Annotated in this window: 22 protein-coding genes and 1 pseudogene; 5 read left to right on the top strand and 18 right to left on the bottom strand. The window is 46.1% G+C overall.

The genetic code is table 11. The features are described from left to right. Nucleotides 1-6: 6 nt before the first annotated feature. Nucleotides 7-1,248: a DUF445 domain-containing protein gene (locus NST74_RS01600; RefSeq protein ID WP_341110127.1), complete on the bottom strand. Its 1,242-nt coding sequence runs from the start codon at nucleotides 1,246-1,248 to the stop codon at nucleotides 7-9. A 272-nt stretch (nucleotides 1,249-1,520) separates the two neighbouring features. On the opposite strand from NST74_RS01600, the gene NST74_RS01595 reads away from it, so the two are divergent. Beyond that, nucleotides 1,521-2,399 carry a Cof-type HAD-IIB family hydrolase gene (locus NST74_RS01595; RefSeq protein ID WP_339288870.1) on the top strand — a complete coding sequence of 293 codons (879 nt, stop codon included), beginning with the start codon at nucleotides 1,521-1,523 and terminating at the stop codon, nucleotides 2,397-2,399. A gap of 85 nt (nucleotides 2,400-2,484) precedes the next feature. On the opposite strand, the gene NST74_RS01590 is transcribed toward NST74_RS01595, so the two are convergent. Both NST74_RS01590 and NST74_RS01585 read right to left on the bottom strand, forming a co-directional pair. Beyond that, nucleotides 2,485-3,849 carry a sugar phosphate nucleotidyltransferase gene (locus tag NST74_RS01590; RefSeq protein ID WP_341115801.1) on the bottom strand — a complete coding sequence of 455 codons (1,365 nt, stop codon included), beginning with the start codon at nucleotides 3,847-3,849 and terminating at the stop codon, nucleotides 2,485-2,487. 11 nt (nucleotides 3,850-3,860) lie between these two features. Further along, nucleotides 3,861-4,709, bottom strand: coding sequence for a DUF6492 family protein (locus tag NST74_RS01585; RefSeq protein ID WP_445668169.1), 849 nt, complete (start codon nucleotides 4,707-4,709; stop codon nucleotides 3,861-3,863). A gap of 412 nt (nucleotides 4,710-5,121) precedes the next feature. Between NST74_RS01585 and NST74_RS01580 the strand changes: the two genes are divergently transcribed. Continuing rightward, nucleotides 5,122-7,434: a UvrD-helicase domain-containing protein gene (locus tag NST74_RS01580; protein WP_341110123.1), complete on the top strand. Its 2,313-nt coding sequence runs from the start codon at nucleotides 5,122-5,124 to the stop codon at nucleotides 7,432-7,434. Between the two features lie 72 nt (nucleotides 7,435-7,506). Here NST74_RS01580 and NST74_RS01575 read toward each other — a convergent pair whose 3' ends face one another. The 12 genes and pseudogenes from NST74_RS01575 to NST74_RS01520 form a co-directional block, all read right to left on the bottom strand. Then, nucleotides 7,507-7,743 (bottom strand): DUF6953 family protein, encoded by a 237-nt coding sequence (locus NST74_RS01575; protein ID WP_042123499.1) that lies wholly within the window; start codon nucleotides 7,741-7,743, stop codon nucleotides 7,507-7,509. A 112-nt stretch (nucleotides 7,744-7,855) separates the two neighbouring features. Next, nucleotides 7,856-8,173 carry a hypothetical protein gene (locus NST74_RS01570; RefSeq protein ID WP_341110122.1) on the bottom strand — a complete coding sequence of 106 codons (318 nt, stop codon included), beginning with the start codon at nucleotides 8,171-8,173 and terminating at the stop codon, nucleotides 7,856-7,858. A 95-nt stretch (nucleotides 8,174-8,268) separates the two neighbouring features. Further along, a complete protein-coding gene (locus NST74_RS01565) occupies nucleotides 8,269-9,144 on the bottom strand; it encodes an alkaline phosphatase family protein (RefSeq protein ID WP_341110121.1) in 876 nt (291 codons plus the stop codon). Between the two features lie 5 nt (nucleotides 9,145-9,149). Continuing rightward, on the bottom strand, nucleotides 9,150-10,193 hold the full coding sequence (locus NST74_RS01560; RefSeq protein ID WP_341110119.1) for an ABC transporter ATP-binding protein: 1,044 nt from the start codon (nucleotides 10,191-10,193) through the stop codon (nucleotides 9,150-9,152). Further along, nucleotides 10,190-10,993, bottom strand: coding sequence for an ABC transporter permease (locus tag NST74_RS01555; RefSeq protein WP_341110117.1), 804 nt, complete (start codon nucleotides 10,991-10,993; stop codon nucleotides 10,190-10,192). The genes NST74_RS01560 and NST74_RS01555 overlap by 4 nt, the downstream gene beginning before the upstream one ends. Beyond that, nucleotides 10,993-11,913: an ABC transporter permease gene (locus NST74_RS01550; protein WP_341110115.1), complete on the bottom strand. Its 921-nt coding sequence runs from the start codon at nucleotides 11,911-11,913 to the stop codon at nucleotides 10,993-10,995. The genes NST74_RS01555 and NST74_RS01550 overlap by 1 nt, the downstream gene beginning before the upstream one ends. 91 nt (nucleotides 11,914-12,004) lie before the next feature. Continuing rightward, a complete protein-coding gene (locus tag NST74_RS01545) occupies nucleotides 12,005-13,117 on the bottom strand; it encodes an ABC transporter substrate-binding protein (protein ID WP_076116462.1) in 1,113 nt (370 codons plus the stop codon). Nucleotides 13,118-13,322: 205 nt separating this feature from the next. Continuing rightward, nucleotides 13,323-14,098, bottom strand: a pseudogene (locus NST74_RS01540) (ABC transporter permease). 18 nt (nucleotides 14,099-14,116) lie between these two features. Further along, nucleotides 14,117-14,893 carry an ABC transporter ATP-binding protein gene (locus NST74_RS01535; protein WP_341110114.1) on the bottom strand — a complete coding sequence of 259 codons (777 nt, stop codon included), beginning with the start codon at nucleotides 14,891-14,893 and terminating at the stop codon, nucleotides 14,117-14,119. An 11-nt stretch (nucleotides 14,894-14,904) separates the two neighbouring features. Continuing rightward, nucleotides 14,905-15,936: an ABC transporter substrate-binding protein gene (locus tag NST74_RS01530; RefSeq protein ID WP_341110113.1), complete on the bottom strand. Its 1,032-nt coding sequence runs from the start codon at nucleotides 15,934-15,936 to the stop codon at nucleotides 14,905-14,907. 12 nt (nucleotides 15,937-15,948) lie between these two features. Next, nucleotides 15,949-17,412 carry an aryl-sulfate sulfotransferase gene (locus NST74_RS01525; protein ID WP_341110112.1) on the bottom strand — a complete coding sequence of 488 codons (1,464 nt, stop codon included), beginning with the start codon at nucleotides 17,410-17,412 and terminating at the stop codon, nucleotides 15,949-15,951. Nucleotides 17,413-17,439: 27 nt separating this feature from the next. After that, a complete protein-coding gene (locus tag NST74_RS01520; RefSeq protein ID WP_445668168.1) occupies nucleotides 17,440-17,985 on the bottom strand; it encodes a MarR family winged helix-turn-helix transcriptional regulator in 546 nt (181 codons plus the stop codon). A gap of 365 nt (nucleotides 17,986-18,350) precedes the next feature. Between NST74_RS01520 and NST74_RS01515 the strand changes: the two genes are divergently transcribed. From NST74_RS01515 to NST74_RS01505, 3 genes are read left to right on the top strand one after another with little or no spacing between them, the layout of a single operon-like run. Then, nucleotides 18,351-19,094, top strand: a complete 744-nt coding sequence (locus tag NST74_RS01515) for a metal ABC transporter ATP-binding protein (protein WP_445668167.1) — start codon at nucleotides 18,351-18,353, stop codon at nucleotides 19,092-19,094. Continuing rightward, the gene (locus NST74_RS01510; protein ID WP_042123483.1) at nucleotides 19,087-19,929 is read left to right on the top strand and encodes a metal ABC transporter permease; all 843 of its coding nucleotides are present in this window, start codon (nucleotides 19,087-19,089) and stop codon (nucleotides 19,927-19,929) included. The genes NST74_RS01515 and NST74_RS01510 overlap by 8 nt, the downstream gene beginning before the upstream one ends. Then, nucleotides 19,926-20,846, top strand: coding sequence for a metal ABC transporter substrate-binding protein (locus NST74_RS01505; RefSeq protein ID WP_341110110.1), 921 nt, complete (start codon nucleotides 19,926-19,928; stop codon nucleotides 20,844-20,846). Before NST74_RS01510 ends, NST74_RS01505 begins: the two co-directional genes overlap by 4 nt. Before the next feature lie 60 nt (nucleotides 20,847-20,906). Here NST74_RS01505 and NST74_RS01500 read toward each other — a convergent pair whose 3' ends face one another. Genes NST74_RS01500 through NST74_RS01490 form a run of 3 tightly spaced genes read right to left on the bottom strand, consistent with a single transcriptional unit; the run spans nucleotide 20,907 to nucleotide 25,992 of the window. Next, the gene (locus tag NST74_RS01500) at nucleotides 20,907-22,376 is read right to left on the bottom strand and encodes a stalk domain-containing protein (RefSeq protein ID WP_341110108.1); all 1,470 of its coding nucleotides are present in this window, start codon (nucleotides 22,374-22,376) and stop codon (nucleotides 20,907-20,909) included. Nucleotides 22,377-22,411: 35 nt separating this feature from the next. After that, nucleotides 22,412-24,235 (bottom strand): FecR family protein, encoded by a 1,824-nt coding sequence (locus tag NST74_RS01495; protein WP_341110107.1) that lies wholly within the window; start codon nucleotides 24,233-24,235, stop codon nucleotides 22,412-22,414. Further along, on the bottom strand, nucleotides 24,232-25,992 hold the full coding sequence (locus tag NST74_RS01490; RefSeq protein ID WP_341110106.1) for a CHASE2 domain-containing protein: 1,761 nt from the start codon (nucleotides 25,990-25,992) through the stop codon (nucleotides 24,232-24,234). The genes NST74_RS01495 and NST74_RS01490 overlap by 4 nt, the downstream gene beginning before the upstream one ends. Nucleotides 25,993-26,101 lie beyond the last annotated feature (109 nt).

Raw genomic sequence — 26,101 nt, 5'->3', positions numbered from 1 at the left:
TTTGAGTTAAATAAATTGAACAACTGTAAGAACAAGCCCTACAACAAAACCGCATAAGGCACCGTTCACACGAATCCACTGAAGATCTTTACCTACTTTATCCTCCAGCATATTCACTAGACTAGCATCGTCCATGCTATCTAGATTCTCTTTCACCAAAAGACCGATTCGGTAGTGGTTAGCCTCTACAAATGCAATTAATGAAGCGCGAATCCGCTCCTCCCAGCTGCCGATCCACTCTTGTTCCTTGCTAATACGGCGCACAAGCAGAGCATATAGTGCAAATAGCTTGCGTCCACCAGCTGCCCGGTCCTCTTCCAACAAGGAGAGTGCCTTGCTACGTACGTTCTCCAATTGAGTATGCAGAAAAGCGGTTGCCGCTTCTCCCTCAAGCTCATTTAGTGCCCATTCTTTTACAGAAGCCATTCTAGCCTCGTCATTAACAATCTGGAACAGCGCCACCCGAATTTCTCGAATGATCTCTTCACGATAAGGACTATCCTCTTCACGAAAATCGCGAATCCCCGACTGTAGCATGCCTTGCAGCATTTCACCAAGCATATCCGCATCCATAAACCCAACGAAAGCCTGAAAAGCCATCCCCTTAAGACCACCAAGCTTCACTTCAGCCAGTTTCTCACTGGCGATCTTACCCAGCATAGCTTTCGTTTCAGGACGACCGCTCCAGTTAGACACCCCTTCCAGCGCATAATCCAGAGCCGCTACATCTTTTCCATCGTTCATTAATTTAGTGACAATTTTATCGGCCGCAACCCCGAGGTCCGCTTCACGAATATAATCGGAAGCTGCCTTTTGAAGAAAAGGTACAGCTTTCTCTACCGGAAGACGTGACACAAATTCGCTAAGCTGCTCTAGGATCTGGGCTCTCGCCTTCTTCTTACTAAAGAACTTCGTCAGCAGCTTGGAACCCATAGACATAATGCCAAACTTGCGCAGCTTGTTCTCAATACTCTCTTTGTTCAGCAGCTCAGTCTCCATAGCAGTAATTAACGACTGGATAATCTTATCGCGATTCTTGAGCAGCAATGAGGTATGTGGAATACGTAACCCCATCGGATGGCGGAATAACGCGGTTACTGCGAACCAGTCGGCAATCCCCCCGACCAGCCCGGCCTCAAATCCACCTCTTAGTAGAATCACAGCGAGATTTTCAGGTAGAAATAGTGTAATCAGAAACCCACATGCCATAAAAGCTAGTGACATGGTGGCCAAGTTTTTGGATCTCACGATTAGTCCCCCTTACATATACAGCTACCGATGTCCTTACGCAGGAAAAATATCGGCGGATCACGTCCCACGAACATGAACTGACAATAGACTCGGCTAGTCGATTAGTTTGACAACTATTGTACCACGACTGAACTATTTTCTAAAAATATACGATTATAAATGAATGAAAAGGTGTTTTTGGTTTTCAGAATATTAATGATAAGATACAAGTGACGTTCTCACTGGCCCGCGAAGGGGACAACTATGACTGGATAAGGAGATCATACACTATGCTGATTGCTTTAGATATGGATGGAACATTGCTGAACGAAGAAGGACAAATTAGCCCAAAGAACCGCGAGGCGATTATAAAGGCTCAAAATTTAGGTCATATCGTAATTATTGCTACAGGACGCTCTTTTATGGATGCGGAACGACAGCTACGGCTAGCGGATCTGGAATGCCCTGTGGTCAGTCTGAATGGCGCAGTAGTCACACTGTCTGACCGCACGCTCGCAGCAAGTACACCGCTGAATAAGGAAGACATTATTCCTGCGTTACGCTGGATGAATGAAATTCCGGATTTGTATTACGAAGTATACACAGAGGACAACGTATATGTAGAACTAAATAAACGGGTTAGATTAGAGAAATTATCTGCATTAAGTGAAGAAGAAGTCCCAGAGGAAGTCAGCTGGCTGCTAAAAGCAATGATCGATCAGCAGTTTCAACAAGCAGCGGTAACTTACGTAGAGAGTATGGAAGAGATCTGGAGCAAAGAGGAAAACGTCATTTATAAAACGTTAGCTTTTTCTCTAAACCGTGAACTGCTCAAAGAAGCCTCCACCCGCTTTGCCGCGATCCCTGGCCTCATTATCACAGCCTCCCATGTCAACAATATCGAGATTAACCACGAAGATGCCAACAAAGGCTCCGGTGTAGCTATGCTCGCCGCCCATTATGGAATCCCACTAAAGGATGTAGCCGTAATGGGTGACAGCTATAATGATCAACCGATGTTCGAGGTGGCTGGCTACCGAATTGCCATGGCTAATGCAGCTCCGATACTCAAGGAAATGGCTGAATTCGTTACCGTCAGCAATGAGGAAGATGGAGTGGCGGTAGGACTTGACCATCTTTTGAATCTGAGCAGAGAATCTCAAAAGTGATTCCTTTGTTACGTTGCGTGTACACAAATAGCACCGTGGGCAGTTATGCTCACGGTGCTGTTTGTACCTCTCTTCCACACCTATTTCACCCCAAATGATCAAGGGAGTTGTCCTCCCCCTCCCATTCAGCACAAACACGTACATAATCCCCCACTTCAGGAAATGCCACCAGTTCAATAATAATCAATTCTAGCGGGGTAAGCGCCCGCAAACCATGTCTCGATCCAGCAGGTACCATGACCGTGTCTCCAGCAGCAACCCCATGAAGAACGCCGTTCATACGGTACTCTCCATTCCCAGAAAGAAAAGACCATATTTCTTTGGTATGCCTGTGAAAATGATAGCTAGTGTGCTTCCCTGCCAACATGGTAATTTTGGAAGTCGTGACCTCAACTCCTGCTGCTGTTCGTGAGAAATCCAGGATGCGAGAGCTTCCCCACCGCTTTTCTTCAATCATCGGCTTTGCAGCATGCCCCTCCAGCTTCTGCTTAATCCGTTTCGCCTGCTCGATCCCAGCAACCAAAATGCCGTCTGGACCTGCCGCTACGATTAATCCCGGAGCTCCGATGATATGCACGGGACAAGAGAGCTCGTTCACCAAATGGGTTCCTTTTGAATCCTCAGAAACGCTACCCCTGCCAATTACCTTTTCCTGCAAATGAGGGGTAAGCGCATCCCAACTGCCAATATCCGCCCAGACCCCGGTATAGGGGATAACTACCGCTCGCCGTGTATGTTCCAGCACCTCATAGTCAAAACTTCGTTCTGGCAATTCATCATAACGCTTCAATAGCTCCATGTAATCAACTGGGAGGCTCCGTTCCATCATACTTGAGAGCAGGTAGCCTAGTGAGCAGGAAAACACCCCGCAGTTCCATAGTCCTCCATGGAAAATAAACCCTGCCGCTGTCTCTTCGTCTGGCTTCTCTGCAAACTGCTTAACATTTATAAAAGACATATCGCTTGAACCTTCACCAGGTAAAATATACCCGAACTGTGTGGATGGGAATTCAGGCGTGACACCGATCAGGGCAATATCCGCTTGTGATTCGGACAGCACACTGGGAAACTGCTGAAGCTGTTTAAAAAATGAAGCCTCCACATATGAATCCACCGGAATGACCACTACGATCTCTTCCAAATCTATTTTCTTCACGGAATGCAAATAGCTCGCTGCCAGAGCAACCGCAGTAAAGGTTCCCCGCTTCTGCGGCTCTGCCAATAAGGAAACCTGATCCCCCACAGATTTGCGCGTGATCTCCACCTGACTGCTATGGGTTACAATACAGCTTGAATCCAGCAACCCTGCCTCATCCAGCCCTCTGTAAACTCGCTCAATCATCGACTCCATACCGCCATTTTCTGTTGGAAGAAGTCTTAAGAATGCCTTTGACCTGATTTCATTCGACAACGGCCACAGCCTCTTTCCCGATCCCCCTGAAAGGAGCACGATCTGCAAGCCTATCGCCCCCCTGTGCCGGACTTACTGCTCGTTGTTCTCACATACCCCTTTCGTTTATGAAAAGACAACGATCTATACTTTTCCGCCAGCTCGTTCAGCTTCTGTTTGGACAGCTGGCCTGCATTCATATGGAGACCTTTATTACGTGCTTTTTGGATCCTCATGCCCCCACGATTCTTCGAATACAAGTAGTTCGCATAGGTTTCGAATTCAGAGAAGGCAAATTGCTTAGTGCGGTCCATACTGTGTAAAATCGCCGAATACCAAGGCTTCTGATGCTTCACTTCAATCTCTCTTTTCATTTGAGCCAATTGGCTGCGCTCAAACAGCATATAATGCGTCACAAAAGATGAAGAAGATGCCGCCCTCCTACCCATTAGCTTCCTATAGGTTGTAAAGTACTGAGGCTGACTCCAATTACGGCTGTAAAAAATCGTCTTTCCCTTCTCACGGAAACGATGAGGAGCGATTAAGACCGTATCTGCATCGATGACTAAAAAATAGTCAGCCGTACACAGCTTGTCACCATTCAGCTTCAAAAATTGCTGGAACAACCAACCGGATCTTTCCCATTTCCGTGAACGGTAATGGATATCTTTTTTAGTAATCGGAAGGACTGTATTCTCATCGACAAAGGTACAGCCCTTTTTTCGGCAGAAATCCAATATCCGTGTCTTTTTTGGCGCAACAATCAGTATTCGACCTATCGGATGCTTAACATGAGTTCGGACAGCGTCAATAACATAAGGGAGGGTAGCCAAATCCTTCTCGATAGCCGGAATAAGCACATCTATGGTAACGGCATGTCTTATGCGGACCTTATTGGGTGAGGGCATACGTACGGTCATCTCCATATCATGATTTTGCTTTAGGATATGAGGATGATAAGGAAAGGGAATGGGCTACACTGTAAACTTAAGAGAGGACAAGGGGGCATTTACCCCCATTTTTCCGCTCATGAAGCCCATTCCAGCTTTTCTACGGATTTATATCTCACATAGAGCCCCCAATTCCAGCATTTCTACACGATTTATACCGTACATTTTGCCCATTGGAGCCCCACTCCCACAGCCAAACTCCTCCTTTCACCCACACGATATCCAGCATTTTTTTCTGTGCAGCAAAAACGCTGGAATGGTATATTGTAGATTGGCTAAATTTATAGCATATTTTAAACGGCACATTTTAAGATGGACTCAACCATCCTCTAACTAGTTTTGTTGAGCTCACTCTATAAAGAAATATATGAAGGTGAATCTATTGAATAAGCTCTTATTTCATAATATCCCGCTGGGTGCTACCGGCGAACGCATCCCGCAGGCAGCTGTAGCTTCAGCACAGACCAGCAAAGAGCTGGTAAAGCGGGAAGAGGGGGACTCCGCTTATTTCCGTAGGCTGGAGGAAGGCGGCATCCTGCTCAACCGCCCGCAGATTGCCGCAGTGCGGCATCATAAAGGGCCGCTGCTGACACTGGCCGGCGCAGGCTCCGGCAAAACCTCGGTTCTGATCTGCAGAACCGGTTATTTGTTGTCCGTGCGCGGCGTCTCGCCGAGTCAGCTGCTATTGCTGACTTTCTCGAGTAAAGCCGCGGCAGAAATGCGCGAACGAATCGCCCTGCTCCCCGGAGTCAGCACAGCTGACGTCGCGCGGCTACAGGCTCGTACGTTTCATTCTTTTTTCTTGTTTTTCTTGCGCAGACAGGGATTGCAGCAGGAGATTTTCAGTGAGACACGGCGCCAGCACATCCTATTGAAGCAGATCATGCGTGAGCTCGGACTGCCGAAGGATGCTTATCCACCGGAAACCCTACTCTCACTGCTCTCTTCCTGCAAAATGAACATGGGCACCGTGGAAGATCTGCCAGAAGGCACCACCGCCGAAAAAGAAATGAAATCCATTCTGGAAATATACGAACAATGGAAACTAGACAATTTCAAAATCGACTTCGATGATGTCCTCTTAATCGCTTATCGGATGCTGAAGGAGCGTCCGGTGCTTTTGCAAGAGTTGCAGATGAGATATCTGTACGTGATGGTCGATGAGTTCCAAGATACGAACGCCTTGCAGTACGAGCTTGTCAAAATGGTCGCTCACCCACAGCATAATCTAATGGTGGTTGGTGACGATGACCAGACGATTTATTCCTTCAACGGAGCGCGCAGTGAGTTCATTTTAGAGTTCGAAAAACTCTATCCGGGAGCAAAGGTTATTACTCTCGATATCAACTACCGCTCAGGCCCAGCTATTGTGGGACTTGGCAACGGCATTATCAAGCACAATACACGTCGGCGCTCCAAAACCCTGCAAGCCGCAAAAGGTAGTGGAAGTCAGCCACGCTATATGCGTCCGCAAACTGCAGATGAAGAAGCGGAGCAGATGATCGAGCATATTTTAAACGAGGTCTCTAGCGGCAAAAGAGAATATAGCGACTTCGCCATGTTGTACCGGGCGTCGAGCAGCAATCGGGCCGTTCTCGAACTGCTCCTTTTACGCGACATTCCCTATATTGATTATGGTGAAGGGCAATTACTGTACGAGCACTGGCTGATCTCTCCGGTGCTAGATCATTTGCGACTCTCCGTGAATCGGCGGAATTTTGCAGCAATGGAGAACATCCTGCCGACGCTATATATGAATCGTGAAAAAGGCATGAATCACATCCGCCAGATGGAGGCTAGACAGCCCAAACAAGGACCGTTAATCCACCTATTGTCTATGCCTGGCATGGAAGACTTCAAGGGAACTAAGCTAAGAGATCGGCTTGATCTAATCCGGAATATACGCGAACTGACACCAATACAAGCAATTCGGCAGATTCGTACCCAATTCTACGATTATTTCATCGAAGCGAATGAACGGCATCAAGCAACCTTACATCGCGAGACGCTAAAAGAAATGCTAGATGAGCTAGAATCTTCCGCGGCGCGTTTCGACAGCATCCCTGCCTTTCTTGATTTCATAGATAATGTCACGGAGCGTAACGAGCATAATCGCCAACCAGGTACTAAAGAGCAAGGCAACCGGATTGCACTAATGACCATTCATAAATCAAAAGGGCTAGAGTTCCCTGTTGTGTTTTTAATTGGAGCGTCTGAGGGGATTCTTCCGCATAGCTCTGCACTGGAGGGTGACCGGTTAAAAGATCGCAAGCTTGCTGCCGGAAGCAGCGGAGCTTCAAGCTTAGCCGCGCTGGAGGAGGAACGGAGACTGGCGTATGTGGCCGTTACGAGAGCCCGAGAGGAGCTGTTTATCAGCTCACCTGCACAGCATCGCGGTAAAAAAGCGGAGGTTTCCCGCTTCATGTTATCCGCCTTTCGTTCAGCTGTTTCTTCCACAGCAGCAACTACGGTGGGTAGAGCAGTAACGACAAGAACAGTGACGACAAGAGCCTTGCCGACCAGCCGAACAACCACAACAAAAACCCATGTCGTTCCGGTATGGAATTGCACGGGCAGCAGCTGTCCTGGTTGGACACGCATGAAAGCTGGCGGGGCTGAGGACCATCTAACCTCGAAGCCCTGCCCTCTATGTAGCTCGCCTATGGCAAAGGATCAGAGAGAAGTTCCAGTATGATTCTCACACAAAAAAAGCAAGTTTCCTCTTCCCTGGAAACTTGCTTTTTGATATATAACGCCATGTTTCGGCTTAAGTCCACGCCCACAAAAAACCATCGCGATCCCACGCGATTTTGCCGCCGTGCAGCTTTCGGAAAGCTTTCTTTACTTCCTTGGACAGTGAGGCATTGCCATTCTCATTCACAAATACAAATTGTTCCCCAAAATTCTCTTTTACATATTCAATCGCCGCGGTCTGATACAAGGTACCCGTAAACCGAATTTCCTTAACCATCCATTCCGCTACATCTTGTGCTGTTACTTCCATATGGATGTGCCTCCTTTCGTAAGTGCTTCATGCTAAAATGTGCCCTCATTATAACATGAATACAGCCCGACCGGACAAACGTCCGAATCGGGCTGTATTAGGCTGATTTTAATTATTGTGGATAGTTATGATTCGAAGGATAACGGGTCTTCTGTCCACCGCTTACCATCAACAAAATCCCTGTAATCAAGTGCAGTGCCCATCCCACAAGTGGAATCCAAGCCAATAAAGAAGTTACAATTCCGAGCACTGAACCATAGATAGATTCATTGTTCTTTAAAGATACAATCAAAGTGATTAGATGAAGAATAAACATAAATCCCAGTACAGAGTACCCACTGAACACTACAATGGTAGCACCCAGAAATGGAATCGCCAAAATAATTTCAAACGAGCCTGTAATCCATTTCATACCTCTAGCAGCACTCAATAGACAACCTCCCAAATAGGTAAAATATACTATTTATTATACAAAAATCCAGATTCCTCGTATATGATTTTTATTGTGCTTGCCTATTATAATTTTTATCCCAGTGGCAAGGGCTCAGCACCTTCATGATGTAATTGCTTCTGTACAAAAGGAGGCAAGCCTTCCTTGCTCATTGCATCCGAAGGAGCAAGCCCCAAGCAATGGCACATTAATGGAGCTAACCGCAACTGGGGAATTACTTGATCCTCTTTTTCCGAAGACAACACATCTACTCCAAACGTATATAACGGCACATCCCGCTCGGAAGAGGTGACCCCTCCATGGTACCCGTTTGCGTTCATTCCATGATCGGCCGTAATCAGAATCTTATACCCCTGCTCCATCCAAATGGGCAAAACAGTGGCCAGCAGACCGTCGGCATTACGCACGGAAAGCTCATATTCCTTACTCTCCCCGCCATAACGATGCCCGGCATCATCTATATTCATGGAGTGAATGTATAGAAAATGCGGATCATAAGCACTCCGTAAATACACAGCGTCGGCAAACACATGGCTGTCAGGATAGTGATCTTCGAAATAAAAGCTCCCATGCTGTATCGGTTTCATCACATTATGCTGATGACGATCAGCCAGCGGATCAAAAGGGGCTGAATTATAAAGCTCACTGACCCAATGATAGGCAACAGCAGCTGTACGCAAATTAGCGGCTACTGCCAAATGAAATACACTTTCTTCATGGCTAGGTCTCACAATATGGTTAGCCGTAATTCCATTTTTGGACACGGGTGTACCCGTTAAGAGCACTTCATAAAGCGGGCGTGATAGACTGGGTAACTCCGACTGTACTCGATAACAAGATAAGGATCCTTGTTCCACAAGATGCTCCAGATAGCCCATGTATTTGCGAGCAGCATCATATCTAAGTCCGTCCAAGACAACCACAATGAGTTTATTGCTCATTTCCGTCATTCTACTCACGCTCCTTCTCGCTCTAAATGTAAAAGCTCGGAAGGGTTCAGCGCCAATGTGACTTTGTCCCCTTCTCCAACCCGCAGCCAGCGTCCATCATTTAAAAGATCAACCGTTAAGCGGATTCCTTCAGCATCAACCGTACATCGAATGATATTTCCAAGCACAGACACCGATTTAATCATTCCATTCACCAGCTGCGCTCCGGCAGCAGCCTCCTGTTGACCCGCTCCCTCATGCAGCAGCGTTACGGCTTCGGGACGAATCGCAAAGCTGTCCATCCCACTATCTATTCCATGGAACAGCGCCATCACTTCAGGCCGAGTCAATACGTTATAACTGCCCATGAACCGGGCAACGAACTCTGTCCGCGGCGCGGTATACAGTCCTTCCGGTGTTCCATCCTGAACAATTCGCCCACCGTTCATAATGCAGATACGGTCGGATAGAATCAGCGCCTCTTCCTGATCATGCGTAACGAATAGGGTCGTCATGTTAAAACGCTTCTGAATATCGCGAATTTCAGCACGTAGATTCTTGCGAATCTTGGCATCGAGTGCACTCAGGGGTTCATCCAGCAGTAATACTTTGGGCTGCACGGCTAGAGAACGGGCCAGCGCTACCCGCTGCTGCTGTCCACCGGAGAGTGACTGCGGATAGACATCCCGCTTCTCCTCCAGATCGACTAAAGCCAGCAGTTCCTCGCAGCGGCTACGTCGGGCGGCTTTGGACAAACCACGCATCTTCATTCCATACTCAATATTTTGGCTCACCGTCAAATTAGGGAATAGAGCATAAGACTGGAACACCATCCCCACCTCGCGTTTACGGGGCGGCAGATTTGCCAGATCTTTATTCTCTAGAAGGATTCTGCCGCCATCCAGCTCCGAAAGGCCAGCTATGCAGCGAAGTAACGTACTTTTCCCGCAACCGGAAGGTCCTAGCAGCGTCACAAGCTCCCCTTCACGAATCTCCAAATCTATATTGTCTAGCACACAGGTCTCACCAAACATTTTTCGTATTCCCTGCAGCTTCAGATAATCGTTCATCCCTTAACGCCTCCTCCCATCTTTTTGCCAAGCTTCATTAGTACCATCGAAAGGACTAGAATAAACAGAAAATACGAGATGGCAATTGCACTGGCTAAATGTCCGCTTTCGCCCATTCTTTGATATAGATACACCTGAATCGTCTGAATATGCCCGCCAACTAGCATGTTTGTAAGGACAAATTCACCGAACAGAACGGAGAATGATAATAAGGTAGAGACGATAACGCCAGGCCAGATATTTGGCAAAATCACATTCATAAAAGCCGTTCTGCGGCGGGCTCCAAGCAATTCTGCGGCATGCAGCAGTTCTACGGTGTTAACGGTCAACAGACTATTGCGAATGCCCTGATACATATAGGGAAGAATGACCACAAAATACGCCCCCACCAATAAATAAGCTGTTCCAGCGATATCAAAGAGGCCAGAGGAATAGGTACGAATAAGACCCACCGCAGCCACTACACCGGGCACCGCATAAGGCAGAACAACGATCACCTTCATAAAGTTCTCCCAACGCGGAAAATAAATGGTGATGACAAAAACAGCTGGCAGCATCACGGCCAGACTCAGTACAACACTGATCAGACATAAATACAGGGAGGTCCAAAGCGCCTCCAAAAAACGAATATCCTTAAACATTTCTCCGAACCAATTTAATGTCCACGCTTGAGGCAACAAGGTATTCTGCCAGTCCTGCGCGAAGGCATAAATACCGGTTGCCAGCAGTGGAAGTAATAAATACGCCATGAGCATTAGCATGAAGGTACGCGGAGCAAAGCCCGCTTTACGTATATTCATTACCGAGCCTCCTCACTGGCTGCTGTCCATAAGCGCCGAGAAGATTTGGCTTTTACATTCGATTTACTGAGCGCTTTAGCTCCAAATTTTTCCGTGCGCCGAACCATCAGATGATTCAAATAAACTGCCAAAATCGTAGTCAGACCAAGCAAAACAGCAAGCGTACTCCCCATTTCAGGCTGAGTAACCACATCCCCAGCAACCAGAGAACCGATACGTACCGCCAGCAGATTATAATTCCCGCCAACTAATGCGTAAGCCGTGGCATAAGCGCCCATTGCATTGGCAAAAAGAATCCCGAGCGTGCCAAATATCGCCGGGGTTAGAATCGGCAGCCCAATCGTCTTCCAGAACTGCCACGGTCCTGCCCCCAGCAAGGACGCCGCCTCTCTCCACTGCTCACGAATGCCATAAAAAGACGGATACAAGAGCAGTAAGGCTAACGGAACCTGAAAATAGACATACACCAGAATCAGACCAGACCAGCTATATAAATCAAAGTCGGCAAAAACACTCCAGCCCCACTGTTTGAATAAAAGCGTAAACACCCCGTTATTTCCAAGCAAAATAATATATGCAAAAGCTAACGGGACCCCCGCAAAGTTAGAGGTCATATTCGACAGCGTTAAGAGTCTGTCCCTTACCTTTGGAGTGAACCGAGTAATACAATATGCACAAAAAAGTCCGACAATGATCCCTATCAGACTTGAAGTTAAAGAGATTAGCAAGCTGTTCTTGATCGCCTGCATGTAATAGGCACTTTGCAATGCATGCAGATAATTGCCTAGCGTAAACCCAGTTCCGTCTGCCTTTTGGAAACTTCCCGTCAGCATGGACAATACAGGTACCAGCTGAAATGCCAACACCATCAGTGCAAACGGAATGAGTGCCAGGATCACTCCGCGGCTTTTCTGTTTCAACTTCCTCACTCCTTGTCGCGGGAATAGAACAAGGGCGCCTTACGGCATCGTGACGAAGGCGCCCTGCTTCTTTTTTTAGGGAAGAACAATTCTAGTTCAAATGCACAAGCACACGTTCCTGCCATAATTGCGGAATGGTCTTAGCTGTCTCTTCCCACACCTTGTAATCACCAACAGGCTTAGCATTGACATATTCCTCTTTTGGCAGCAGCTTAGCCGCAACATCATCCGGCAGCGTTACGCTGTCACGGATCGGACGAGCGTACCCTTTGGCAAGATTAATCTGTCCTTCATCACTAAGGATGTACTGACGAGTCAGCTTCGCAGCATTAGGATGCGGTGCATATTTGTTAATGATCGTTGCATAACCGCTCACCACACTGCCTTCCTTCGGAATGGCTACCGCGAAGCCATCTTTGTTGATTTGATCTCTATAGTTCAAAGCGTTGAAATCCCACAGCAGGGTAACTTCTACTTCCCCTTTTTCGATATTGGCAAGGGAAGCTTCTGCATTGGAGAGGCGTCCTTTTTTAGCCAAATCCTCGAAGAAAGCGATCCCCGGCTCAATGTTCGACTCATCACCGCCAAAGGCAATTGCTGCCGCCAATACAGCCATCTGAGCTTGAGCAGCTTTGGTTACATCGCCAACGATGATTTTGTAGCTGCCGTTCTTCAGATCTTCCCAGCTCTTCGGTGGATTAGCCACAAGCTTGGTGTTCGTCAGAAAAGAAATTGTGCCTTGATAGCCGACAATCCAGTTTCCGTCTTTATCCTTAGCCCAATCAGGGATTTCATCCCAGTAGGACGTTTTATAAGGCTGTGTTACTCCTTTATCTACGGCAACCGATCCAAAAGCGATCCCTACATCTCCAATGTCAGCCGTTGGCTTATCTTTTTCTGCATCAAACTTGGCAATTTCCTCCGCGCTCGACATATCCGTATCTGAATGTGTAAGACCATACTTACTACTCATATCACTCCATGTATCTTTCCAATTCGCCCAGGAATCCGGCATTCCCACACTGATAACACTGCCTTCTTCTTTAGCTTTATTCTCGATCTCAGTCAGACTTAACTCTTTGGTGCCAGCATTTCCATTCGTTGTTTCCTCAGCCTTGGCCGAATTTCCACAAGCAGCAAGCAACAGGACGAGCAAGGATAACATTAGACCCATCGATAATTGATTTTTGATCCCTTTTTTCATGATTTCCCCTTCACTCCTATTTCTTATTTGCGGGCTTCTCTATGCTCCAACTGTTAGGCACCCAATTGCAGTATAGGCGTGTACTATTTTCGTGACATTAAGGAGGATAGGAATATTTGCAAATAAAAAGTAAGACATACCAAAAAACCACCTGATTTCCTCAGGCAGCTTTGGTGTTTACATTATTTTATTAAATAAAGTTACACTACCTTCTACGCGCCGCGACACTAACCACGCCGTATCTATAGAGCACTTTCTTACCGAACCAGCCAAATAACCGATCCGTGAAAAAGCCCATAAAGCCAAGGCAGAATAACCCTACAAAAATCCAATCTGTACGAAAGAATAACCGTGAATTCCAAATCAGATAACCTACACCTTCGTTCGAAGCAATCATTTCCGCACCGATAATCGCCATATACGAGGTTCCCATCGCTAACCGGATGCCTGTAAAAATATACGGTATCGTGGCCGGGACGATCACATGAATCAGAATTTGCCACTCACTGGCGCCCATACTGCGGGCTGAGCGGATTTTATCCTCCTCTACGGACATCACACCGGTCAAGGTATTTAGCACCACAATAAAAAAGGTAGCGTACATAATCAACGCAATCTTCGACTGCTCCCCAATGCCAAACCACACTAGAAACAATGTAATGAATGCAATCGGCGGGATAAAACGAATAAAGTTCAGAAAAGGCTCTGCAAAGATACGAATCACATTCACCTTTCCAATAATCAGGCCTACGGGAATCGCCATTAAACTGCCGAGTACCCAGCCATTTAGCACCCGGTAAAAGCTAATCCCGATATATTGCATCAAAGTTCCGTCTTCCAGCAGTTCCCGTCCACCCTTAAGCGTACTCCACGGTCCGGGGATTACATCAGACCGTAGATCACCGCCCCAAGCTGCCAGATGCAGAGTGCGGTAATCCATAGTATCGAAACGGAAACCCATTTCTTTTCCACCCATTTCATCATCTGTCCCACCCTATCCTATTCTTCGAAATGGCTCTGAATTTGGTTGTATAGCGAGTAAAATTCCGGTGAGGCTACGTCCCGCGGATAAGGCAGCGTATTGTCATAAATGTCCGTAATATTAGAGGAAGGGCCTACAGACATAATGCCGATCCGTTCCCCCAGCAGCAAGGCTTCCTGAATATCATGGGTTACAAAAATCACTGTCTTATGCGTCTGTTTCCAGATATTTACTAGCTCCTTCTGCATTGTCCTCCGAGTCATCGCGTCAAGCGCACCAAAGGGCTCATCCATCAGCAGGATTGCCGGATCATTGGCGAGCACCCGTGCCAGCTGAACACGCTGCTTCATCCCTCCTGATAGCTCCTTCGGGAACTTTTCCTCATGCCCGTTCAGACCTACAAGCCCGATGAACCTATCCGATATCGTGCGCCGTTCTGCCTTTGCAATTTTCTTCATTCGCAGTCCGAACTCCACATTCTCTCGAACTGTTAGCCAAGGGAATAAAGAGGAGTCCGCTTGTTGAAACACAACTGCCCGATCTCTGCCAGGCTTATTTACCTCTTCGTTATCCACCCGAAGGTTACCGCCAGATTTGGAAACAAATCCGGCGATCATATTCAGCAGCGTCGATTTTCCGCAGCCACTTGGACCGAGTAGAACGAAGAACTCTCCGCCTTTGATTATGAGATCCACATCTTTAATAATATAATGAACGTCTCCGGCGGTTGGCTCACTGTAGCTCTTGCGAAGCTGCTCAATATGAATGGTGTGCTGCTTAGCAGGCAATGACATTTTGAACCCTCCTATTTCTTATACGTGACTTCTTCCGGCAAAGCTTTGGTTAAAGGTTCAAGATTCAGCTTGCTATCCAGATCGAAATCCTTCTCGATGATTCCTGTGTCGACCATATACTTCTTCTGATTCGCAAGACTGTCATACGCTGCTTGAGTGAATCCTAGAGCCCACGGATTATTCGGCAGATCTTTTATTGTAGATTCCTTGGGTTGCTTCACTTCCTTATACATCAGATCAGCAACCTCATCTGGGTGAGCTTGTGCATAGGCTCCAGCTTCATCCACTGCTGCGAGAAAGTTCGCAATCCCCACAGGATTTTTTGTTATAAAATCATTTCCTGCTACAATGCCCATTCCTAATCGTACGCTTGTTTTAGACATATCCGTCAGCTCATGAACACCTGCAAGGGCACCCAGCTTATCATTAAGAACGGAACCATAGAACCATGCCCCATCCACAGCCCCTTGCTTCAAAGCGATATAAGACTCATCAAATGCTCCTTGTCCTATCAGCTCCACATCACTTAATGCAAGTTGATGCTCTTTCAAATATTCATCCCAAAGGTACGGAATGAAGGTTCCACGAATAAAGCTCAGCTTCTTGTCCTTCAATTCCTCAGCTGTCTTGATATCATCCTGTACGAACAGCTTCCATTCAGTAGAAGCTTCATCTGTCGCCAGACCCGCTGATGCGATGATCGCGTAATCTCCTTTCGACACTGCGTTCAGCAGGGGAAAATCTGCCCCGAAAGCCACATCCACCTGCTTAATGAAGAGTGCATTTACACCTTCTGCCGGGGAACCAAAGTTGACTAGTTCAGCGTCTACCCCGTGTTTGGCAAAGATACCTTTATCTAATGCCACACGAAAAGTTGGATTCGTATTGATGTCAGCGATTTTAATCTTCAAGGTCTCTACTTTGCCGCTAATCGCTCCATCTTTTGCCGGCGACGCATCACCTTTGGAGCCGCAGCCTGATAAAAGGATAACAACGGATAAGGATAAGAGCAGGAAGCTTGAGCTGATCCATGAATTTTTCACAACGACACCCCCTTAAATTTGTTCATTGGCTTTGCGGCTGCTACCTTCATCTGTTGTCGCCACACAAGCAGCCCCTTCAACAAACGGCAGGGTAGTCGCCACACTTACTACAGAATCCGAACCTTTAGGCACGGCCCCTGGCACTCTGAACTGCGTGACATCTATCGCCTCAATCGCTTGTTCTTCCGGCTGCTCCAGCTGTGGTACCCACGCATAAGGCACACGATAGGAACGGTAAACCATGTTTGTATTTCTGGAATCGTTATACGGTGAGATATATTCCCAGACCAGTTCATGCTCTGACGTAACCTCGAAAAGTCTACCGTTAGATCCTTCTGTAATTATGGTGTTGCCATTCGAAAGCCGCTGTGCTGAGCTGATATAAGGACTGTAGAATTTGTAAGAATCCGTCGGAACGGAGAAGCCTGCTTCTGCCGCGGTATACTGCCATTCAATTTCGAGTGTCACTGGATTAATCTCTAGAATTCGAGAGTAGTCGCGGAGTGCATTTTTTTGCCCAAAGGGTGAAGATGGATTGGGAAGACCATAACCGCCCCAACCGCCGTTATCAAATACGAGTAGGTTGCCTTCTCCCGGTAAGCCCTTCGGAATGATGTGTGCATGATGCTGGCCAATGATCCAATCGATATGCTTCAATTCCGATAATGAGTAATCTGGACCGATTCTCCAAACGATAGCTCCAGTACGCTTATCTGTAATTGCGATAATATTCGCTTCCCGTGCATCCCAGATCACGTTATCTGGATGGAAACGCTCATCTCCTGCATCATAAAATTTATTAGGTCCTACATAGGAAGCTGAGTTGATATGCAACCAGTCACCTACACCCCCGCCCAGATTCCCGAAGGAGCGTGAGTTAGGATCACGGAATAGAACGTTTTTGGCCGCTTCATCAAAGCCAAGCTCTGCAAAATGTTCATTTGGAGCCCACTCCCAAACGATGTTCCCTTCCCAGTCCACTTCGATGATCGTATCATCCAGCAACTGCTTGTCGGAGATTTGATGGTTGTAGATATTTTTGTGAGCGAGGATTAGGGTGTTTCCACCGTCTACCTTTGGCTCTAGCCCTGGTGCAAAATAACCCACTGGATTGCCTTCGCGCTGATAGTCATGATGCTGGCGGGCATACCAGAGCGGTTCATAACCCGGATCTTCTATATGCTCATAGCTGTTATATCTCCACACGATGTTACCGTCCCAATCGACCTGCACCAGATCTACATTATCCTGAATGCCAAATTTGGGATCTCTTCTTCCTGTGCTGCCCAGCACATAACCACCAGGGAAGATTTTAGCCGGAAACCCGAGCAGTCCCTTCCACAGATGCACTTCTTTACCGTTCATATCTATCAGTACAACGCCTTCTTCACCTGCTTGAAATACAGTATAGCCGCTCCATGCTTTGCCCGGATTATATACAGTTGCCCCAGTTGGATATATGGTTGAATGTCCCATCGTTCATCTCTCCTACATTTGATTTTTTTAATAGCTAAGATAATTACTTTTCTTTGTGACTGCTCGTGGCTTCTGTTCAAGGTTCGGTGCAGACTCGGTCTCCGCATTCTCCTTCGCCAGCTTCAGCAAGGTTTCTGAGAATCCCTCCAGATTGCTGATGATCCGTTGATAGAATTGACTTTGCTGTGCCAATTCCTCTTCTGTAAACCCCTCAAACAGAAGCGAAATACATCGTTCTCCAATATTGCTGTTAAGCTCCGCCATCTCCCGGCCTTTATCTGTAATGTCCAGCATCACCATCCTGCGGTCTCCCTCCTTACGTCTGCGTACAGTAAATCCGCCTGTTTCAAGCTTATCGCTCAAAGCGGTGATCGCACCTGACGTAAAGTCCAGTTCATCCGCTAAATCCCCAAGCCGCTGTTCACCCTCGCGAATGATTTTATGCAGAATCAGCATGCCTGGTAAGGAGATCCCTTCCACAGTGACCTTATCCCGCTCCTTTACGAATCTGCGAACCACCTTGCGAAATCCCCAATCCGTCTCCTCCAGCTGTCTCCAATACGTATCGCTCATGCCTACCTCATCTCTCTCCATAGCCAACAAAAAAGACTCCCAGCACAAGTCCCTGACAAGGGAAAGTACGGGAGCCTTTGGTGGTCCAATCAGCTCGGATGAATTATTTCACTGTTCATTTAATTACTGTTTAAGGATTGGTGATATCATATAACCCTTTATTCCTACCTGTCAAGTGTGTATTTTAAACACTAAAAAATTTCATCCATAATGGCACAAATCGAGTACTTGTTCCAACTCAAAATCGCATAAAATTTAAGCTTTTTCATTGACATTTTGCCCATTGTTAAATATATTGTACCTAAGAATAAATGTTTACCTAGGGAAACAAATCAATAAATTTCAAGACGAGGAGCTTTTTAATGATTGAAATTAGAAACCTAAACGTGGATTACTTCGGTAATTCAGCGCTTGAAAATGTAAATATTGATCTTCCCTTTGGATATACGGTCGGAATTATCGGGCCAAATGGTGCAGGGAAATCCACATTCATTAAGTCATTGTTAGAAGTAATTAAGAAAAGAAGCGGAACGGTGACGGTAGAGGGAAGAGACATTTCTGAGTATAAGCGTAAGATCGCATATGTACCGCAAAAAAATGACATCGATCTTACTTTTCCAATCACGGTGAAGGATACAGTACTGACTGGAACTTACCCAAACCTGAAGATCTTTCAGCGCCCCGGGAAACAAGAGCGGCAATGCGTCGAGGAATGTATGACCATGGTAGATATAAGTGATCTTGCAAATAAACAAATTAGTAATTTGTCTGGAGGGCAGCTTCAAAGAGTCTTTATTGCTAGAGCGCTTGCCCAAAAAGCGGATGTATTTTTTTTAGACGAACCTTTTGTAGGCATAGATCTAGTCAGTGAGAAAATTATTGTAAAACTGCTTAAACAGCTTCGCGAAGAAGGGAAAACCATATTGATCGTTCATCATGATTTACATGAAGTCGAAGAATATTTTGACAAAGTCATCATTCTCAATAAAAAGCTTATTGCTTTTGGTGACGTTAAAGACACGTTTACTCCGGGGAATATCCTCAGTGCCTATGGTGCCTCCTTAGGTAATCTGGTAATCAAAGGGATGGGAGGCGCCGATAATGATTGATTATTTCTCATCGTTATTAAACATTCCCATCTATGCGCTTAACGCCGGATTGTCTGCTATCATTCTTGGCATTGTTTCAGGGGTTTTAGGAAGTTTTATTGTACTCAGAAAAATGTCATTAATGGGAGATGCTTTGTCTCATGCTGTATTACCGGGTGTGGCGTTATCTTATATTTTAGGGATCAACATTCTTGTGGGAGCTTCATTGTTTGGACTTTTAGCAGCCATCCTCATTCAATTCATTACAAGTCGCAGCAATATCAAAAGTGATACCTCGATCGGAATTATCCTCAGCTCTTTTTTTGCACTGGGGATTGTCCTCATCACGTTTGCCAAAAGCGGGCTTGATCTAACTCACATTTTATTCGGTAACATTTTAGCCGTCCCGCAGTCCGAGTTAATGCAGTCATTTATTATCATGCTTGTTGTTATAGCTATCATTTCATTGTTGTATAAAGAGCTGTTAATTAGTTCGTTTGATCCTGTCGTCTCTAAGGCATTTGGTTTAAAAACGGGGTTCTATCATTATCTATTGATGATGCTGCTATCCGTGGTTACCGTATCCTCATTATCTCAAGTTGGAATAGTGCTTGTGATTGCAATGCTGGTTATTCCAGCAGCTACATCCTATCTTTGGACGAATAAGCTGATCCACATGATTATCCTGGCTTCTACCCTCGGCGCTGTATCTGGAATTATAGGTGTGATCATTAGCTTTAGATTCAATTTACCTACAAGTGCCACCATTGTTCTAGTAGGGGTAAGTTTGTTTGCTATATCATTTATTATCTCGCCCAAAAATAATTTTCTAAGAAAAGGGGTTAAACAAGGATGAAAAAAACAATAAAGATGCTCTCTTTGACAATATTCATCTTACTAGTTACCGCATGTTCAAACGTTAGTGAGGGAGAAGCAGACAATGACAAACTGAAGATTGTTGCAACCTACTCCATTATCGCGGATATGACCGAAAATATTGTAGAGGAAAAAGCTGAGGTCTATAGCATGGTTCCCATCGGAACAGATCCGCATATGTACGATCCGCTACCCAAGGATACAAGTAAAGTCTCTAGTGCAGATTTAGTTTTTTATAATGGGATGAACCTAGAAACAGGGAAAGGATGGTTCCAGGACCTTCTTGATGTCACTAATAAAAAGGACGTTGCTTTTGCAGTCTCGGATGAAGTAACTCCAATGTACCTAACGGAAAAAGGAAAAGAAACTCAAGAAGATCCTCATGCCTGGCTCGATATTCAGAATGCGATTAAATATGTAGATATCATCACTACACGTGTAATCGAAAAAGATCCGGACAACAAAGAGTTTTATCTTCATAACCAATCAGAATATGTTAAGAAACTTAATGAATTGGATCAATACGCCAAAGAAGCGGTAGAAAAAATCCCACAGGAGAAACGCATTTTGGTTACAAGCGAAGGGGCATTTAAATATTTTTCAAAAGCCTACGGATTTGAGTCCGCATTTATTTGGGAAATCAATACCGACAGTCAAGGAACGCCAGAACAAATGAAAAACATCATTAACATTATTGATAAAAATCAAGTGCCCGCTTTATTTCTGGAAACGAGCGTAAATCCAAAAACAATGGAAACCATCTCCAATGAAACGGGAGTACCGATACATTCTAAGATTTTCACCGATTCTTTAGCTAAGAAAGGCGAAGAAGGAGACACCTACATTAAGATGATTAAATGGAATATTGATAAAGTCGTTGAAGGATTATCGTCATAAAAATAGGCTGTCGAGACTTTTCTCGACAGCCTAAACTTATTTAAAGGATATACTGAATGATTATTGTCCACTTTCCAGCACAATTGCGTTACTGCCCTCATCGTATACCTGCATAAATGACGAAATGGTCGGCAAATAATCGGCTGCCACATACAAAGTACCCTTTATGTTTTGCACATTAAGGCTTGTGTCTGGCTTTAGGGTGAGTATCCAATCCCCTTTGCTAATCATCGTCTCTTTGCTTGCCGCATCCCAGCGAATGTCCGCTCCCCATGAGCTAAATAGCGCTCTAACTGGTAAATATATTTTTCCGGACTCTTTAAGAGGTTGAATAGCACTATTGAACTTCACCTGCGCTCCATCCAACCAGACTTGCATGTTCTTACCGGCTGGCAGCAGTGGAACTGCATCAAGCAGATCAGCCTCGCTACGCAATGGCTTAAGGGCTTGCAGATCAAGATTCAATACCTTTAGCTTGTTATTCAGCGTATCGGTCACATACAGCTTCCCGGAGGCAAGCGCAACACCGGAAGGCTGATCAAACATTACTTTATCCAATACTCCAACCTGATCTCCCGAGTCCCCCTGCCCTGCAACTGTTATAACTTTCCCATCCTTTTGGATAGCCCGAACGCGATGGTTCAGACTATCTGCAATCAGCAATACCCCATTGGCATAGGCTAATCCACGAGGACGATTGAACAACGCCGATAGACGCTCTCCATTCCGGAACCCTCCAGCCATATAGCCAGTCACTGGATCAACAAGGGTTGCTTTACCTGCAAAGGTCTCCACCTTACCGCCTTTAATTAAGCGGATCATCTGATTCCCACTGTCAGCTACATAGAGATTGCCAGATTCATCAAATACAAGACCCAGTGGTTCATTGAACTTGGCTGAAGCTACTGCTCCGTCCAAATAAGCACCGTTATTGCCCTGCAGACCCGCAAACGTAGTCACACTACCTTTTGGTGTAACTCTGCGAATCACATGATTCAGTGTATCCGCTACATATATGTTGTCATTGCTGTCTATTGCCAATCCACCCGGCGCGTTAAATTGCGCCACATCAGGCGGTCCATCTTTATAGCCTGCTACTCCCGTTCCTGCGAGGGTATACACTTCTCCATCCTTAATTTTTCGGATGACATGGTTATCGGTATCACTGATATAGATATTGCCTTTACTGTCAGCAGCGGTGTACGTCGGATGATTAAACAAAGCCTTTGCACTCTTGCCATCGATATATCCTTCAGCACCTTGTCCAGCCACTGTCTGTAGCGCTCCATTACTCCACTTGCTGATCGTACCGCTTCCGGACTGTACGATGATGAGTTCATTACTGCCAGGTACAGCAGTTAGTCCCCATGGCTGTTTAAGAGAGAGTACGGCGTTAGAAGAGATGTTCTGATCTATACTCCCTTGAACGTTGCCGCTTGTGGGCTGCACTGCCTCTGCAGTAACGATACTAGATGGTACTGCGCTTACGAGCATTAATCCACAAACGATGGAGATAAGTTCCTTTTTCATTACGTTATTTTCTCCTCTCGAAGGTTATTGCGCCTTTAAAATAACAAAGATAATCTAATCTGGAGGTTGTCTATTATTACCTCTACAGGGCCGTTTTCAGTATCTTCAACCCTCACCAGTGGAATGATAACGATATAAGGTTCGGGAGTTAGTCTATTCAAGAATGCCGGAGTAAGTTTAAGTACAAAGGTATTCTCATCGTTCCGATCCAGTACATAATCCGTATCTTCTAGCGGAAATGGATCTCCAAGATCATATTCATAATGATATCTGATCTTCCCTACATCATAACCTAGCGAATGGATGATAAATTCCGGCGCTTCATCTTCACCTATAGGACCCGTATGGTTAAAATAACTCGGAGTGATTTCTCCTTCAAAGTAAAACCCGCCGTCTGCTATCTGTTGAACCTCTTCCTGTACCTGCCCCCCGGTAAGGGCATTCTTTAACAAACCACCATTAACCTTGATTTGAACGAATGACTTATAAGGAAGTGATTCACGCAGCTGAATGTGAAGCTTATTCTCTCGAATGTATACCTCACCTAAATCGATCGTGTCCTCACTCTGATTTAAGGTAACACTCACACCATCCCTGGCGGCATTAGGATTAGAGTCATCTGCGATATTAAAATCTAACGGAACTGTAAACGGCAAAACAATCTCATTATCACGGACGAGATAGTCATAGATATGTTCTCTAAATTCCTGCTGGTCTATCTCAGGTGCACCGAGTGGATTTGGAGTTTCCGTCGGCGTTGCTGTCGGCTCCGGTGTCGGTTCCGGCGTCGGTGTTGCTGTCGGCTCTGGTATCGGTGTTGCTGTCGGCTCCGGTGTCGGTGTTGCTGTCGGCTCCGGTGTCGGTGTCGGTGTCGGTTCCGGCGTCGGTGTTGCTGTCGGCTCTGGTGTCGGTGTCGCTGTCGGTTCCGGCGTCGGCGTTGCTGTCGGCTCCGGTGTCGGTGTCGGCGTTGACGTCGGTGTTGCCGTTGGTGTAGGTCTCGTCGGCGGTGTTGGTCTCGTCATATCTAAGGGAGCCGAACTAGATAGATCATAGTTAATCTGAGGTGGAATGGTTGGAATAGGCGGACTTGAGTGAACGGGCATCGTGGCTTTTATTTGCTCGAGTAGTTGCTCGATGTTTTTCTTAACCGATTCGAATTCCAATATCTCTTCTTCGTTCAGATATTTCAAATGCTGCTCTAGCGCAAATTGCGGTAATGCATTCAGGGAAAGCTGCCCCTGTGTCCATTGTTGATTCTCCATAATTAACTGTTGGGATGCTGTTATCATACGCTCAATTAGTGTGGGATCATTAGACGGAATTACGTGGACTGTTCCTTCCAGAACTCCCAGATAATCGCCGCTAATTCCTCCCCCAGCATTAAGAACTACATTGCCTTGGCTATTAACGCTAACAAAAAACTCTGTACCCATCACGCCCATGATCGCCGTCGGGGTCTCAATCTCAAAACGGGAGTCGCCATCCAGCTTCTTTTTCACCTTGATCAGGACTTGCCCGTTTTGCAGCTTCAGACTTGTCTTTCCGCCGAGCGCTTTTGCACTTTCGACTAATTGGCTAATGGTAAGCGTAGTGTTTGCTCCGATTGTAACTTCTTTGTTAGCATCGAGGTCGAGGCTGATTTGCCCGTCAGTGCCTGTTATAATCGTATCGCCTTGCGTAATCGCCATTCCTTTAAAAGCATTAAATTTCTTCGTTCCCCCGCTCTTTTTCACCTCAGACTTGCCTGAGACCGCGGTTATTTTCCCTACCTTGACGCTGTCCTTCGCCTGTGTGACAACCGCAGGCCAAAGAATACTGAACAATAGAATAAATGACAGTGTAAGCTTCAATGATTTCATTTCAACCCCTCCAATTCATAAACACTAATTCCCTGTTCTTTGCCCTTTACCTTGATCTCTCCTAATGAAACGGCTGATACTCTATCTTTTACAAAAGCGTAGGTAGCCTCACTGATGAGGATTTGTCCCGGCTTCGCATTGCTTTCCAGACGGGCTGCCGTATTGACGGTGTCTCCAATCGCTGTATAATCCATCCGTGTCTTAGAGCCGATGTTCCCAAATACAGCAGGGCCAGTATGTACCCCAATACCAAATTTAACTACTAGGCCAAAGCGTTCAAACAGCTTTTGTTCTACCGCCGCCGAACCCTCCTTCATCGCCCACGCGGCCTTCACCGCTTGCATCGGATGATCTTCTAGCAGCAATGGAGCATTAAATATCGCCATCGTGGCATCCCCGATAAACTTGTCCAGCGTGCCATCAAACTCAAAAATACAACCCGCGGTCAGATCCAGATACTCATTCAGAATCTCTACAATCTCCTCCGGTTCAGCAGCCTCTGACAACGGGGTGAAGCCTCGAATATCTACGAATAACAAGGTGAGCTCTCTGCGACTTCCTCCCAGCTTCAGACCTTCTTGACCGTTCTTGAGAATTTGATCCACAACCTGTGGAGCAACATATCGACCAAAAATATCCGTAACTCTACGTTTTTCCATCAACTCCTCTAAATATTGAAAAGCTATCACGATAATACAACTAACGATTAGAAGGGGAATCACATAACCTAGTGAGACCACCGTACCTTGATCATAGAAATAACGACCCGCAAAAATTAGTAGCGCAATGATGACCACAATGGCCGCATAGGAATACAGCATCTTCACTTTACGGAATAGTAGGTACGCCAGGAGCGCAACTAGCAAGAGCACTACTTCGTTCCACTTCCAGTCCAGCACTCGTTTATAATTGTCGTCAAGCAGAGATTGAATAATATTGGCGTGAATTTCCACACCGTATAACGTGTTTTTTCCGCTAATCGGTGTTAGGAAGTCATCCTTAAACCCTGTAGCATAAGGTCCGATAAGCACAATTCTATTCTCAAAATAAGAGGGCGGGACCTCTCCGCTAAGCACGGCCGAGTAAGGAATCTCTTCAAAGGCGCCTTTGCCACCTGAATAGGGGATATAAAAGCGTCCAAAGTCATCCAGCGGGAGCTTCTGCGGATCAGCAGTGCTTCCCATCGCCTCTCGATATTTCTGATAGACCGTCCATGACAAGCTGTGAATAGACTCCCCTTCATAATCAAAAGAATAAAGGGCCTTACGCACCACACGGTCTGTATCGGGAATGGTATTAATGTGCGCGGTTGCAGCCGCAGCCTCTCGCAAGGCTTCAAACGGCTGGGACAGCTCCAGCGCTTCAATTTTTCCTTGTTCAGTATTAGATGCAAAAGTGCCATATACGGGCAGAACAACATTTCCCGCCCGAGCGACAGCCGCAGCGAATTCTGTATCTGCTTCGGGATCTTCTGAGCCCACCGGGAACGTCAGGTCAAAGCCGATCACAGCAGGATGTCCCTCAGAGAGCGTATCTAACAGCTGTGCATGAACATTTCTGCTCCACGGCCAGCTGCCAAAGTCCTCCAAGCTTTGATCGTCTATCCCGATAATAGCAATCGTAGTATCCACAGCCCGCTCGTGCTGCATCACGCGATCTTGTAACAGATGATCAATAGAGTCCAGACTCCCTCTGTACAGAAGAACCGCAAAAATCACCGTAAGCAGAAGCAAGATATGTGCTAACTTTACTTTCAAGGTTCGTTTCTCCAATCTATGTATTATGGAATGAGTCTGAGCCAGCGCCATTAAAGAATACATAGGATCGCTAGTAATATAACGAAAAGTCCATAATCTAAGGCAATCT

It is taken from the genome of Paenibacillus sp. FSL F4-0125, assembly GCF_038008565.1.
In the GTDB taxonomy this organism is placed as follows: Bacteria; Bacillota; Bacilli; order Paenibacillales; family Paenibacillaceae; genus Paenibacillus_AQ.
Note: the sequence above shows the minus strand (reverse complement) of the source record. Positions and strands in the feature narration are given on the sequence as shown.

Coding starts and splice junctions, on each gene's coding strand:
- NST74_RS01595 (WP_339288870.1), top strand. CDS start 1,521: ATGCTGATTGCTTTAGATATGGATGGAACATTGCTGAACGAAGAAGGA.
- NST74_RS01585 (WP_445668169.1), bottom strand. CDS start 4,709: ATGACCGTACGTATGCCCTCACCCAATAAGGTCCGCATAAGACATGCC.
- NST74_RS01575 (WP_042123499.1), bottom strand. CDS start 7,743: ATGGAAGTAACAGCACAAGATGTAGCGGAATGGATGGTTAAGGAAATT.
- NST74_RS01565 (WP_341110121.1), bottom strand. CDS start 9,144: ATGACGGAAATGAGCAATAAACTCATTGTGGTTGTCTTGGACGGACTT.
- NST74_RS01560 (WP_341110119.1), bottom strand. CDS start 10,193: ATGAACGATTATCTGAAGCTGCAGGGAATACGAAAAATGTTTGGTGAG.
- NST74_RS01555 (WP_341110117.1), bottom strand. CDS start 10,993: ATGAATATACGTAAAGCGGGCTTTGCTCCGCGTACCTTCATGCTAATG.
- NST74_RS01545 (WP_076116462.1), bottom strand. CDS start 13,117: ATGAAAAAAGGGATCAAAAATCAATTATCGATGGGTCTAATGTTATCC.
- NST74_RS01535 (WP_341110114.1), bottom strand. CDS start 14,893: ATGTCATTGCCTGCTAAGCAGCACACCATTCATATTGAGCAGCTTCGC.
- NST74_RS01525 (WP_341110112.1), bottom strand. CDS start 17,412: ATGGGACATTCAACCATATATCCAACTGGGGCAACTGTATATAATCCG.
- NST74_RS01520 (WP_445668168.1), bottom strand. CDS start 17,985: ATGAGCGATACGTATTGGAGACAGCTGGAGGAGACGGATTGGGGATTT.
- NST74_RS01510 (WP_042123483.1), top strand. CDS start 19,087: ATGATTGATTATTTCTCATCGTTATTAAACATTCCCATCTATGCGCTT.
- NST74_RS01505 (WP_341110110.1), top strand. CDS start 19,926: ATGAAAAAAACAATAAAGATGCTCTCTTTGACAATATTCATCTTACTA.
- NST74_RS01500 (WP_341110108.1), bottom strand. CDS start 22,376: ATGAAAAAGGAACTTATCTCCATCGTTTGTGGATTAATGCTCGTAAGC.
- NST74_RS01495 (WP_341110107.1), bottom strand. CDS start 24,235: ATGAAATCATTGAAGCTTACACTGTCATTTATTCTATTGTTCAGTATT.